The organism is Streptomyces sp. NPDC054813, from assembly GCF_053611365.1.
Genome location: NZ_JBSHAF010000006.1, coordinates 141,596 through 153,867 on the forward strand (window position 1 = coordinate 141,596; position 12,272 = coordinate 153,867).

Here is a 12,272-nt window from a genome sequence, read left to right on the forward strand (position 1 = left end):
ATCCTGGCGCGAGGACGGTGATCCGGGGACGTTCCCTCTCTCATGGCCGTTGGCATGCCGACCACACATACATACGTGTCAGACTGCCGACTCCGTACGACGAGAGGGAACGACCGCAGACCATGGACACCAGCACAGCGACCTCTCTCTGGGGCGAGCTGACCGGCACCCAGCCCGACCCGGACCTGTGGGTGGTGATCGCGACACTCGCCGCCGCGGCCGCCGTGGTCGTCCCGCACACCGTGTGGCGGATATCCCGCAACGCCATCACGATCGCCCACGAGGGCGGCCACGGCCTGGTCGCCCTGTTCACCGGCCGCCAGCTCACCGGCATCCGGCTGCACTCCGACACCAGCGGCCTCACGGTTAGCCGGGGCAAGCCGCACGGTCTGGGCATGATCCTCACGGCGGCAGCCGGCTACACCGCGCCCCCGCTCCTGGGCCTGGGCGGCGCGGCCCTGCTCGGCGCCGGCCGCATCACTCTTCTGCTGTGGGTCGCGACGGCCCTGCTCATCGCCATGCTGGTGATGATCCGCAACGCGTACGGCGTCCTGACGGTGTTCCTGACGGGCGGCGCCTTCCTGCTGGTGTCCTGGCTGGCGGGGCCCCAGGTGCAGGCGGCGTTCGCGTACGCGGTGGTCTGGTTCCTGCTGCTGGGCGGGGTACGCCCGGCCTTCGAACTCCAGGCGAAGCGGTCACGGGGCGGCGCCGGCGACTCGGACGCGGACCAGCTGTCCCGCCTGACCCATGTACCGGCGGGCATGTGGCTGTTCCTGTTCCACGCGGTGTCGCTGTGTTCCCTGATCGGCGGGGGCCGCTGGCTGCTCGCACCGTGAACCCCACATCCCACCCAACGCCCGCGCAGCCGGCGTAGGCGCAGCCAACCAAGCGGCACAGCCGACGCAGGCGCAGCCAACCAAGGGGCGCGGGGAACTGCGCGACCAGCCCCCACGGCGCCGCACCCGAACAACGGCCTCCCCGCGGAGCGACCCGCACCCGAACAACGGCCTCCCCCGCGGAGCGACCCGCACTCCCACCCCGGCCGCGCACTAAAGTGACCCCATGGCCGCAAACCCCACCGCACCAACCGCCCTCTGGCCCGCCCCCCACGCAAGCGGGGCCGTCGACGCGACGGTCCACGTGCCGGGGTCCAAGTCGGTCACCAACCGCGCCCTCGTCCTCGCCGCCCTCGCCTCCGAACCCGGCTGGCTGCGCCGGCCCCTCCGGTCCCGCGACACCCTGCTGATGGCCGGCGCCCTGCGTGCGATGGGCGTCGGCATCGACGAGACGGTGTCGTCCAGCTCCTCCGTCGTGGGCGGCCCCGACGGCGCCGGCGAGGCGTGGCGCGTGCTCCCCGCCGGCCTGCGCGGCCCCGCCACCGTCGACGTCGGCAACGCCGGCACCGTGATGCGCTTCCTCCCGCCCGTCGCCACTCTCGCCGCCGGCGACATCCGCTTCGACGGCGACCCCCGCTCCTACGAGCGCCCCCTGCACGGCGTGATCGACGCCCTGCGCGCCCTCGGCGCCCGCATCGACGACGACGGCCGGGGCGCGCTCCCGCTGACCGTGCACGGCAGCGGCGCCCTGGAGGGCGGCCCGGTGTCGATCGACGCCTCGTCCTCGTCCCAGTTCGTGTCGGCCCTGCTGCTCTCCGGCCCACGGTTCAACCAGGGCGTGGAGGTCCGCCACATCGGCGCGAGCCTCCCCTCCCTCCCGCACATCCGGATGACCGTCGACATGCTGCGCGCGGTCGGCGCCCAGGTGGACACCCCGGAGTCGGGCGGTGAGCCGAACGTCTGGCGGGTCACCCCGGGCGCCCTGCTCGGCCGGGACCTGACCGTCGAGCCGGACCTCTCCAACGCCCAGCCGTTCCTCGCCGCCGCCCTGGTGACGGGCGGCAAGGTGCTGATCCCGGACTGGCCGTCGCGGACCACCCAGCCGGGTGACCGGCTGCGCGAGATCTTCACCGAGATGGGCGGTTCCTGCGAACTGACCGAGTACGGCCTGGAGTTCACCGGCTCCGGCCGGATCCACGGCATCGATGTCGACCTGGGTGACGTGGGCGAGCTGACCCCCGGCATCGCGGCGGTCGCCGCGCTCGCCGACTCCCCCTCCACCCTCCGGGGCGTGTCCCATCTCCGTCTCCACGAGACGGACCGGCTGGCCGCGCTCACCAAGGAGATCAACGAGCTGGGCGGTGACGTCACCGAGACCGCGGACGGCCTGCACATCCGCCCGCGCAGGCTGCACGACGGGGTCTTCCACACCCACGAGGACCACCGCATGGCCACCGCCGGTGCGATCATCGGCCTGGCCGTGGAGGGCGTTCAGATCGAGAACGTGGCGACCACGGCGAAGACCCTGCCGGACTTCCCCGACCTGTGGACCGGGATGCTCGGGAGCGACGGGGCCTAGGGGCGTACGACCATGCGCCGCTACGGCAAGCACACCGACGAGGACGACATCCGCCAGCGTCCCAACCGCAAGGGCACCCGGCCCCGAACCCACACCCGCCCCGCGCACGAGGACGCGGCCGAGGGCATGGTCCTCACCGTCGACCGGGGCCGGCTGACCTGCCTGGTCGAGGACCGTACGGTCCTGGCGATGAAGGCGCGCGAGCTGGGCCGCAAGGCGGCGGTGGTCGGTGACCGGGTGGCCCTGGTGGGCGACCTGTCCGGCAAGAAGGACACCCTGGCCCGGATCGTGCGCATCGAAAGCCGGACGTCCGTGCTCCGCCGCACCGCCGACGACGACGATCCGTTCGAGCGGGTGGTCGTCGCCAACGCCGACCAGCTGGCGATCGTCACGGCCCTGGCCGACCCGGAGCCCCGCCCGCGTCTCATCGACCGCTGCCTGGTAGCGGCCTTCGACGCCGGCCTCACCCCGCTCCTGGTCATGACCAAGTCGGACCTGGCCCCGCCGGACAAGCTCCTGGAGCTGTACGGCCACCTGGAGATCCCCTACGTGGTCACGAGCCGTGAGGAACTGGAGACGGGGGATGCGGCCCGCGTGGTCCAGGACCATCTGGACGGCAAGATCACGGCGTTCGTCGGCCACTCGGGCGTCGGCAAGACAACGCTGGTGAACGCCCTGGTCCCCGAGGACCTCCGGCGGACGACGGGCCACGTGAACGCGGTGACCGGCCGGGGCCGCCACACCACGACCTCCGCCCTGGCCCTTCCCCTCACCGGCGAGGAAGGCTGGGTCATCGACACACCGGGCGTCCGCTCCTTCGGGCTGGCCCATATCGACCCGTCCCGGGTGATCCTCGCCTTCCCCGACCTGGAGCCCGGCACCGTGAACTGTCCGCGCGCGTGCAGTCACGACGAGCCGGACTGCGCGCTGGACGAGTGGGTCGCCGAGGGCCACGCGGACCCGGCCCGCCTCTACTCCCTGCGCCGGCTCCTCGCGACACGCGAGCGCACGGAAGGCGACTGACCACCGCGTTGTTTGTCCTGACCCGAGTTCGGTAAGTGCATAATCGCACCGAGCTGGACTTACGGGAGGACGGCACATGGCGTGGCTGCTGGTGATCGTGGCCGGAATTCTGGAGACCGGCTTCGCCGTGTGCCTCAAGCTCTCCCACGGCTTCACCCGTCTCTGGCCGACGATCGCGTTCGCGTCCTTCGCCCTGGGCAGCTTCGGCCTGCTGACCCTGTCCCTCAAGAAGCTGGACGTGGGCCCGGCGTACGCGGTGTGGACAGGCATCGGGGCGGCGGGCACGGCGATCTACGGCATGATCTTCCTGGGCGACCTGGTCTCCACCCTGAAGATCATCTCCATCAGCCTGGTGATCGCGGGCGTGATCGGCCTCCAGCTCTCGGGCTCCACCCACTGAACCGCGCTCCGAAGGGGCGCGGGGCTGTATCAACATGCGGCTACCGCCGCGCGGGCGCGACCGGCACATCACAGCCCACGGAAGCGCAGCCACCCCAGGGGCGCGGGGCTGTATCGCTGTGCGGCTACCGCCGCGCGGGCGCGACAAGCCCCCACGCACCCGCGGGGACACAAACCGCACCACCCCTCCCCCCTCTCACACCGGCTGCCGCTGAAGCGCCCCCCGCACCAGCTCCGCCATCCCGCCCTCCCCCGGCGGTGCGGCCACACATGACAGCGCGAGCCGCACCACAAGCTCGCACGACCGGGCCAGCTCACCGTTCCCCCGCACGGCTCCCGGTCCGGACAGCGCCGCCACCGCCCGGTCCCGCACGATCTGCACGAAGTCCCCGGGCGTGGGCAACGGCCCGTCCGCCCTCCGCTGCGCCGGCACCGCCGAGGAAGACGGCACCGCTGCCAGCGTCGGCGACGGCAACCGCTCGCTCCAGCACCCCGTGAGCATCGCCCGTACCAGCGCGTTCTCACGGGCCGCCGCGGCCATCCACTCGGCCGTCGCCGTCAGGCGTTCCCGCACCTCGGTATGGCTGCCCAGCGCCCGCTCCACCCCCGCGAGATACCCGTCGGCCTCCCGGCGCACCAGCGCCCTGGCCAGGCCTTCCTTGCTGCCGAACTCGTTGTACAGCGTCTGGCGGGACACCCCGGCCGTCACGGCCACGTCGACCATCCGCACGGCGGCCCACGGGCGGCGGGCGAGCGCCGTGTACGCGGCGTCCAGCAGGGACTCCCGGGCTGCAGGCATCATCGCCTCCTGGGGCGAGCGACTCTGCGCCCAGATTTGACGCGCACGATCCCACTGTCAAGGGTTCGCGAAGGCACCAGGGGGCGCCCTTCGGCCAACACACGCGGGCGCACCGAGGTCGCCGCCCACCGCCCGATCTCCGCCCGCTCGCCGGACGATCACCCCACCAAGTCCCCGGCCTCCCTCTGACATCCCCCGTATCCGCCCATCCCCGTGTAGCCCCGCCCCCACCCCGGCAGATAGCGTTCGCCACATGCCGGACTACCACGATGACCTGCGGCTCGCCCACGTGCTCGCGGACGCGGCCGACGCCGCCACCATGGCCCGCTTCAAGGCCCTCGACCTCAAGGTCGAGACCAAGCCGGACATGACCCCGGTGAGTGAGGCGGACAAGGCAGCCGAGGAGCTGATCCGCGGCCAGTTGCAGCGCGCCCGCCCACGGGACGCCGTCCTCGGCGAGGAGTACGGCATCGAGGGCACCGGCCCCCGCCGCTGGGTGATCGACCCGATCGACGGCACCAAGAACTACGTGCGCGGTGTCCCCGTCTGGGCGACCCTGATCTCCCTGATGGAGGCGGCCGAGGGCGGCTACCGGCCGGTCGTCGGCGTGGTCTCGGCACCCGCGCTGGGCCGCCGCTGGTGGGCGGCACAGGGGCACGGCGCCTACACCGGCCGCAGCCTCTCCTCCGCCTCCCGCCTGCACGTCTCCAAGGTCTCGACACTGTCCGACGCGTCGTTCGCGTACTCCTCGCTGAGCGGCTGGGAGGAGCGGGGGCAGCTGAACGGCTTCCTGGACCTGACCCGGGATGTGTGGCGCACGCGCGCGTACGGCGACTTCTGGCCGTACATGATGGTCGCCGAGGGGTCGGTGGACATCTGTGCCGAGCCGGAGCTGTCCCTGTGGGACATGGCGGCCACCGCGATCGTCGTGACGGAGGCCGGCGGTACCTTCACCGGCCTGGACGGCCGCCCCGGCCCGCACAGCGGCAACGCGGCCGCGTCCAATGGTCTGCTTCACGACGAACTGCTGTCATACCTCACCCAGCGTTACTGAAACAGCCTTCTGAGGCAGAACAGGGCAGTCTTCACCAGCACATATGAGCGCGTGCGCCCTCAATTGGCTACCCGCACCCCCTTGTTGACCCTGGCTTTACCTGCCACCCTATGAGAACCCTCACTTTGTGAACTTGTGAATCGCTGAACTATCTCCGCGGTTCCCTAGGAGGTGGCACCTTCCATGCTCGTCCGTGACGCCATGAGTACGGTGGTCCTCACCGTCGGCCCGGCCCACACACTCCGCCAGGCAGCCGCCCTGATGTCCGCGCGTCGCGTGGGCGCGGCGATCGTCCACGACCCGGACGCCGGCGGCATCGGCATCCTCACCGAACGCGACATCCTGAACTCCGTCGGCCTGGGCCAGAACCCGGACACGGAGCCCATCCACGCCCACACCACCAACGACGTCGTGTTCGCCACCCCGACCTGGACCCTGGAGGAGGCGGCGCGGGCGATGGCCCACGGCGGCTTCCGTCATCTGATCGTCCTCGACGGCGGCGAACCGGCCGGGATCGTGTCGGTCCGCGACATCATCCGCTGCTGGGTCGGGGCCCGCACACCGCAGCCCGTCTGACACCCGGGGTCCGGCGCACGGAACGGGCCGGACCCCGACCTCCCGGCAGTCCGGCCCGCCCGCCCACGACAAGCGGTCCACCCGCCCCCATCCGACTCCATCCCGTATTGGACTTGGTCCAAATTGAGTTCGGCTCCAAAGTCACACCTGTTCGGAAAATGGTCGGCCTGCTGTTAGGCTGGATGCCATGAGTGACCTTCTGGAACGGCTGCGTGGACGCGGATGGCGGATGACCGCGCAGCGACGCGTCGTGGCCGAGGTCCTCGACGGCGAACACGTCCACCTGACGGCCGACGAGGTCCACGCCAGAGCCGTCATCAAGCTGCCGGAGATCTCCCGGGCGACCGTCTACAACACGCTGGGCGAGATGGTCTCGCTCGGCGAGGTCCTCGAGGTCTCGACGGACAAGCGCGCCAAGCGGTACGACCCGAACGCGCACCAGCCGCACCACCACCTGGTCTGCGCCCACTGCGGCTCGATCCGCGACGTCCACCCGACCGGCAACCCGCTGGCCGACCTCCCCGCCTCGGAGCGGTTCGGCTTCACGGTCTCCGATGTCGAGGTGACGTACCGCGGCCTGTGCCCGGACTGCGCGGCGGCCGCCTGACGAACGTTCCCGAAAGGCCCCGGCACTCACCCCGTGAGTGCCGGGGCCTTCGTGTCGTACGTCTTCGCCGTACACGGGGTTCCCGAATCTGACGGACCGTCATATGGTCTTGGGGTCCGCACTCTTGCGAGGAGATCCCGTGGGAGAGCCGTATCAGCCGCCTCCGGCACATCCGAAACTCCACGCCCAAGCCCTGACCCGTACCTTCGGCCGAGCCCCCCACGCGGTCGACGCCCTCGGTCCGCTCGACCTGGCCGTCGCGCCGGGCGAGTTCGTCTGCCTGGTCGGGCCCTCGGGCTGCGGCAAGTCGACCCTGCTGCGGATCGCGGCCGGTCTGCTCCGCCCCAGCGCCGGCCGGCTGGAGATCCGGTCCGACAGCCCCCGTCCGGCCGCGATGATCTTCCAGGACTACGGCATCTACGACTGGAAGACGGTCCTCGCCAACGTCCGTTTCGGCCTCGACGTACAGCGTGTCCCGCGCCGCGCGGCGAATGCCCGGGCCGCGGACTGGCTGACCCGGCTCGGGCTCGCGGACTTCGCCGACGCCTACCCCGCGACCCTCTCCGGCGGCATGCGCCAGCGGGTGGCGATCGCCCGCGCCCTGGCCGTGGAGCCGGAACTCCTGCTCATGGACGAGCCCTTCGCCGCCCTGGACGCGCAGCTGCGCGTGATCCTCCAGGACGAGCTCCTGGACCTCACCCAGGCCCTGCGCACCACCACCCTCTTCATCACGCACAGCCTGGAGGAGGCGCTGGTCCTCGGCGACCGGGTGCTGGTGATGTCCGCCCGCCCGGGCCGGATCATCGCCGAGCACCGCCCGCCGTTCCCGCGCCCGCGCACCGGCCGGATCCGCGACACCCCCGAGTTCACGTCGCTGAAGAGCGAGCTGTGGGAGCTGCTGCGCAAGGAGGCGGTACCGGCATGACGACCCTCACCCCGGGCCGCGAGACCCGTGTACTGGTCCGCGCCCCCGGCCTCGCCGAACTCCGTCCCGCCCGCACCCACCGGCGCCGGCGCGCACTGGAGCTGACCCTGGCGACCGCCGTGCCCGTCCTGCTGGTCCTCCTCTGGCAGCTGGCCGCGACCCGGGCCTGGATCGACGACCGCGTCTATCCGGCGCCGTCCACGATCCTCTCCGACGGCTGGGACCGGGCGGCGGCGGGCGACCTGTGGCCGGACGTCTGGGCGACCACCCGCCGGGTGCTCGCGGGCTACGCGGTGGGCACGGCGGCCGGCTACCTGCTGGGCCTGCTGATGGGCTCCCTCCCGCTGGTCAAGGCGGCCCTGGAGCCGCTTTTGGACGCCCTGTACGTGGTACCGAAGCTGGCCCTGCTCCCGGTCTTCCTGAACATGTTCGGCCTGGGCGAGGGCCCGCAGGTGGCCCTGGTGGCGGTCACGGTCTTCTTCTTCGTGTGGATCTCCACGATGTCGGCGGTGATCGCCGTCCCGTCCGGCCACCGTGACGCGGGCCGGGTCTTCGGCGCCTCGCCCTGGCAGATGTTCCGACATGTCCTGCTGCCGGCCTCGCTCCCGGCGGTCCTGGTCGGCGCGCGGATCGCCGCGGGAGTGGCGGTCCTGGTGATCGTCGCCTCCGAGCAGATCGCGGCCACGGACGGCCTCGGCCACCTCATCTTCGACTCGCGCGCGCTGTTCCAGAACGACGTGATGTTCGTGGGGATCGTCTGCGTCGCCGTCCTGGGCGTGGTCTTCTCCGAGCTGATACGGCTCGCCGGCCGCCTGCTGACACCGTGGGCGCCGCGCGACCGGGGACGGGGGCAGTCATGAGAGCGCATCGGTACGTGGTCGCGGCGGCGGCGCTGGCGCTGCTGGCGACGGCCTGCTCGGCGCAGCACTCCCAGGACACGGGGGCGGCCACGGCGCATCGCACGGTCCGCCCGGTGGCGGGCTGCGGCCAGGGGTCCTGGACCGACCCGGCCGACCTCTCCCCGGCGAGAACCCCGGCCCGGTGCTCCCCCGGCAAGCCCGCGGCCCGCCCGCTGACGAAACCCCGGAAGATCACCATCGCGACCGGCACCCTGAGCGCGGAGTACGTGGCCCCGCTCGAAGTGGCCCTGGACAAAGGCGAGTTCAAGGCGGAGGGGCTCGACGTCACACTGAAGGTGCTGCCCACGCCGGACGCGCTGCCGTTGCTGGCCAAGGGGGACATCGACGCGCTGTGGGCGGCGCCCGAGGCCGCCGTGATGAACGGCGTCCGCGGCGGCTTCGACATCAAGTGGGTCGCGGGCAACTTCTCGCCCGAACCGGAGTCGAAGAGCGGCCTGTGGGTGCGGCTGAAAGACGGCGATAGCGCGTCCGGCGTGCGGATGGCGGGGCGCACCCTGGGCACGATGATCGGCAAGGGCTCGGTGATCGCCTACCCCATGCAGAAGGCGCTGGCGAGCCACGGCGGAGGCCTGGACCGGATCCGCTACCAGCAACTGGGCTCGGCCGACGTCCTCACGGCCCTGCAGAACGGCGGCGTCGACTCGGCCTGGCTTCTGGACCCGGTGTGGCGCCAGGTCACCGGCAAGGCCGGCTACGCGTTCCTGGGCGGCCAGCCGCAGGGCGAACCGCTCGGCGGAATGCTGTACGGCCGTACGCTCCTGGCCGACGACGTGGACGCGGGGGTGGCGCTGCTCCGGGCCTACATCCGCACGGTCGACACGTACTTCGCCGACGACTACAAGTCGGACCCGGACTTCGTCACGTACCTCGCGAAGCTGCTCAAGACCGACCCCGCGATCCTGCGCTCGACCCCGCCGCTGCGCATGGACTGGGAGATCCGCGCGGGCACGACGACGCGTCTGCAGTCGGCGTACCGGGCCCAGGGCGTCGAGCAGGGCGCCCCGCTCCCCGAGTCCCGGACAGTGGACCGGGCGCTCTACGAGGAGGCGGTGGGTCACGCCCCGTAGCCGCATCCGTGCCCGAACAGAAGCCTCTGAACAGAAACCTCTGAGCAATAGCCTCAGAACAGCGACGTCGGAACAGCAGCGTCGGAACAAAAACCGAGGGCCGGAATCCGTTTCTGGATTCCGGCCCTCGGCCTTCAGTAGCGGGGACAGGATTTGAACCTGCGACCTCTGGGTTATGAGCCCAGCGAGCTACCGAGCTGCTCCACCCCGCGTCGATGAATAGAACATTACGTGAGGGACGCGAGCAGATGCAAATCCATTGCTGTCAGCCCACCTGACCTGCGGAAATACGCAGCTCAGGCGGACAGCTCCTCGCGCAGCGCGTCCCGCAGCCGCCCCGCCCGCTCGGTGACCTCGGCCGGTCCCAGCGCCACCGCCCGGTCGGCCCACCGCTGCCCCTCCGCCAGCTCGCCACGACGCGCGTAGACCAGGGCCAGCCGCAACGCCGCCCGCCCGTGCCCCGCGTCGGCGGCCCGCTGCCACCACACGGCGGCCTCGGGCTCGCTCCCCTCCCGGGCCAGCAGCAGCCCCAGGTTGAACGCTCCGTTCCGCGACCCGGCCTCGGCCGCGGTCCGGTACCACCGCGCCGCCTCCACCACGTCCCCGCGCGCGGCGGCGAGCATCCCGACCCGCACCTGGGCGCGCCGGTGCCCCTGTGAGGCGGCCCGCTCGTACCACTCCTCGCACTCGGTCTTGGTGTGCAGCGAGGACTCCCCGAGCTCGTGCTCGGAGACCTTCGGCCGGCGCGCGTCGAGCACGGCGGCCAGCCGGTACGCGGCCTCGGCGCTCCCGCCGCCCGCGGCGCACCGCAGATGCCGCTCGGCGGCGGCCTCGTCGCCCTCCCGCAGCCGGGCGATGCCGACCTGGAGCGCCGCCTCCGTGTGCCCGGCGGCGGCCGCCCGCTCGTAGCAGCGCAGCGCGACGCGGTCCTCGCCGCGCCCGGCGTAGAGGATCCCGAGGTTGAACGCGGCGTCCACGCTGCCGGCCTCGGCGGCCTTGGAGAACCACGGTTCGGCGCCGGCCGTGTCGCCGCCCTGCAGCAGCAGGATGGCGAGCGCGTTCGCCGCCTCCCGGTGCCCCGCGTAGGCCGCCCGCCGGTACCACTGCTCGGCCTGCGCGGTCCGCCCCTGCTCGGCGCAGAGCAGCCCGAGGTTGTACGCCCCGTTGTCGTCGCCTGCGTCCATCGCCGCGCGGTACCAGCGCTCGGCGGTCTGTGTCTCGCCGCGCTCGGCGTGCAGCGCGCCCAGCGCGTTGGCCGCGTTGCCGTCGCCGTCCTGCGCGGCCCGCAGCCACCACACGGCGGCGCTCTCGGTGTCCCCGGCGTCGCGCAGCAGGAAGCCGAGCGCGCAGGCGGCCCGCGCCTCGCCGTCCTTGGCGGAGGTCAGGTACCAGCGCCCGGCCTCCTTGAGCTGACCGCGCCTCTCCAGGATCGCCCCGAGGTGCAGCGCGGCCCGCCGGTGGCCCCGGGCGGCGGCCTGCCGGTACCACTGCTCGGCCTCTTCGGCCTCCGGCGTCCCGGCGGCGGTCTCCGCGCCGACACCGTCGTCGGCCCCGGCCCCGGCCTCGCCCTCGCCGGCGCCCGCTCTGTGGTCGAGCGCGCGCGCCAGCCGGTACGCCGCCTCCCGGTGCCCGCGCTCGGCGGCGGCCCGCATCCACTGGCCGGCGGCCGCGTCGCCCCGGTGCTCCAGGAGGTCGGCCAGCGCGTAGGCGCCGAGCGCATGGCCCTGCCCGGCGGACTGGCGCAGCCAGTACTCGGCGGCGGGCTCGTCGCCGCGCTCCCGGTGGTGCCGGCCGAGCGCGTGGGCGGCGGCCGCGGAACCGGCCACGGCGGCGATCCGCCACCATCCGGCGGCCTCGTCCGGGTAGCCGCGCTGGTGCAGCAGGACACCGAGGTTGTTGGCGGCGGCGCGGTCACCGGCGGCGGTGGCGGCACGCAACTGGGGTTCGGCCCCGTCGAGGTCGCCACGGCGCAGCAGCATGGCGCCGAGGACACTCATCGACTCGACGTCACCGGCCTCGGCATGGAGCCGGCGTCGTGCCTCTTCAGCGGCCTCGGCGGCCTCGTCGCGGGTCGGCTCCTCGCCCGAAGGCTGCACAAATCGCCCTGTCTCGAACAGAGTTGCCTTGTCCCCCATAACGTCCATCGTCGCACCACCTGCAACCTGGGTACATCCGGTATACCGCAACGCGTGAGGTCACTTCAGCGTTTTGTCGACATGCCCACAGAACGACAAGTCAAACACATCTCCCGCCACTCCCCACAGCGGCTCGGCGACCTCACGCACCGGTACATGCGTTCGCCGCCCGTCCGGACACCAGGAACCGACCGTCCGGACACCACGAGCCGCCGGTCCGGGCGCCGTTGGCTGCCCGTCCGCACACCACGAAGGCCCGGATCCAAGAGGATACCCGCCCTGCTTTTGGGTAGGGGGGGGCAGATTTTTAAAATCGACCCCCGGGCGGTGGCGTTAAAAAAAAAGAACCGGC

Annotated in this window: 12 protein-coding genes and 1 tRNA gene; 10 read left to right on the plus strand and 3 right to left on the minus strand. The window is 72.2% G+C overall.

Annotation, left to right across the window (positions count from 1 at the left end; translation table 11 throughout):
- Positions 1-122: 122 nt before the first annotated feature.
- The 4 genes from ACWGJB_RS13885 (at position 123) to ACWGJB_RS13900 (ending at position 3,838) form a co-directional block, all read left to right on the plus strand.
- The gene (locus ACWGJB_RS13885; protein ID WP_453380388.1) at positions 123-836 is read left to right on the plus strand and encodes a M50 family metallopeptidase; all 714 of its coding nucleotides are present in this window, start codon (positions 123-125) and stop codon (positions 834-836) included.
- 226 nt (positions 837-1,062) lie between these two features.
- Complete coding sequence (gene aroA, locus ACWGJB_RS13890) at positions 1,063-2,415, plus strand: 3-phosphoshikimate 1-carboxyvinyltransferase (protein ID WP_453380389.1); 1,353 nt, start codon at positions 1,063-1,065, stop codon at positions 2,413-2,415.
- Positions 2,416-2,427: 12 nt separating this feature from the next.
- Positions 2,428-3,438 carry a ribosome small subunit-dependent GTPase A gene (gene rsgA / locus ACWGJB_RS13895; RefSeq protein WP_453380390.1) on the plus strand — a complete coding sequence of 337 codons (1,011 nt, stop codon included), beginning with the start codon at positions 2,428-2,430 and terminating at the stop codon, positions 3,436-3,438.
- 76 nt (positions 3,439-3,514) lie between these two features.
- The gene (locus ACWGJB_RS13900; protein WP_360476918.1) at positions 3,515-3,838 is read left to right on the plus strand and encodes a DMT family transporter; all 324 of its coding nucleotides are present in this window, start codon (positions 3,515-3,517) and stop codon (positions 3,836-3,838) included.
- A gap of 195 nt (positions 3,839-4,033) precedes the next feature.
- Here ACWGJB_RS13900 and ACWGJB_RS13905 read toward each other — a convergent pair whose 3' ends face one another.
- On the minus strand, positions 4,034-4,639 hold the full coding sequence (locus tag ACWGJB_RS13905) for a TetR/AcrR family transcriptional regulator (protein ID WP_453380391.1): 606 nt from the start codon (positions 4,637-4,639) through the stop codon (positions 4,034-4,036).
- Positions 4,640-4,889: 250 nt separating this feature from the next.
- Between ACWGJB_RS13905 and hisN the strand changes: the two genes are divergently transcribed.
- The 6 genes from hisN (at position 4,890) to ACWGJB_RS13935 (ending at position 9,785) form a co-directional block, all read left to right on the plus strand.
- On the plus strand, positions 4,890-5,690 hold the full coding sequence (gene hisN / locus ACWGJB_RS13910; protein WP_453380392.1) for a histidinol-phosphatase: 801 nt from the start codon (positions 4,890-4,892) through the stop codon (positions 5,688-5,690).
- Positions 5,691-5,873: 183 nt separating this feature from the next.
- Positions 5,874-6,266, plus strand: a complete 393-nt coding sequence (locus tag ACWGJB_RS13915) for a CBS domain-containing protein (RefSeq protein ID WP_351745420.1) — start codon at positions 5,874-5,876, stop codon at positions 6,264-6,266.
- A 187-nt stretch (positions 6,267-6,453) separates the two neighbouring features.
- On the plus strand, positions 6,454-6,873 hold the full coding sequence (locus ACWGJB_RS13920) for a Fur family transcriptional regulator (RefSeq protein ID WP_453380393.1): 420 nt from the start codon (positions 6,454-6,456) through the stop codon (positions 6,871-6,873).
- Between the two features lie 103 nt (positions 6,874-6,976).
- On the plus strand, positions 6,977-7,798 hold the full coding sequence (locus ACWGJB_RS13925) for an ABC transporter ATP-binding protein (RefSeq protein ID WP_453380394.1): 822 nt from the start codon (positions 6,977-6,979) through the stop codon (positions 7,796-7,798).
- Positions 7,795-8,658 (plus strand): ABC transporter permease, encoded by an 864-nt coding sequence (locus ACWGJB_RS13930; protein WP_453380395.1) that lies wholly within the window; start codon positions 7,795-7,797, stop codon positions 8,656-8,658. The genes ACWGJB_RS13925 and ACWGJB_RS13930 overlap by 4 nt, the downstream gene beginning before the upstream one ends.
- Positions 8,655-9,785: an ABC transporter substrate-binding protein gene (locus tag ACWGJB_RS13935; protein WP_453380396.1), complete on the plus strand. Its 1,131-nt coding sequence runs from the start codon at positions 8,655-8,657 to the stop codon at positions 9,783-9,785. Before ACWGJB_RS13930 ends, ACWGJB_RS13935 begins: the two co-directional genes overlap by 4 nt.
- A gap of 138 nt (positions 9,786-9,923) precedes the next feature.
- Here the strand turns inward: ACWGJB_RS13935 and ACWGJB_RS13940 are convergent.
- Positions 9,924-9,997, minus strand: a tRNA-Met gene (locus tag ACWGJB_RS13940).
- An 84-nt stretch (positions 9,998-10,081) separates the two neighbouring features.
- Positions 10,082-11,929, minus strand: coding sequence for a sel1 repeat family protein (locus ACWGJB_RS13945; RefSeq protein ID WP_453380397.1), 1,848 nt, complete (start codon positions 11,927-11,929; stop codon positions 10,082-10,084).
- Positions 11,930-12,272 lie beyond the last annotated feature (343 nt).